We start from the raw sequence: 339 nt of genomic DNA on the forward strand, positions 1-339 counted from the left end.
TTTGCTGGCACTGGTTGACCTGCCGGATTTTTCCTCGCCGATGGACTCAATTGCCCGATCGCTCGAAAAGCTTTCCGGACGCGATCCGGCGAAGGAGGAGGCAGAAGCAGCTGCCAAGCTGTCATCGGGAGAATCTGATACGGGTGGGGGTATCTGAGCATGCTTGAACTACTGCTGTGTTCAATGTTTACGGTGCTTCCGGACTTTCTGTACCGCCGCTTTGGCCAGGGCAAGCGCATCGGCCACGAGATCAATCTTTATACCGTGTGGTATGAATTGCGCTGGGGCATCACTGCCTGCCTGCTGCTGACCGTGTCACTGATCACCATGATCTTTTAT

At 54.6% G+C, this 339-nt stretch carries 1 pseudogene; it reads left to right on the plus strand.

Going from position 1 to position 339, the window contains the following annotated elements:
* Positions 1-159: 159 nt before the first annotated feature.
* Positions 160-339: pseudogene (locus K9U38_RS21910) on the plus strand (HlyD family secretion protein); the annotation flags it as partial.

It is taken from the genome of Phyllobacterium lublinensis, from assembly GCF_020164435.1.
Classification (GTDB): domain Bacteria; phylum Pseudomonadota; class Alphaproteobacteria; order Rhizobiales; family Rhizobiaceae; genus Phyllobacterium; species Phyllobacterium lublinensis.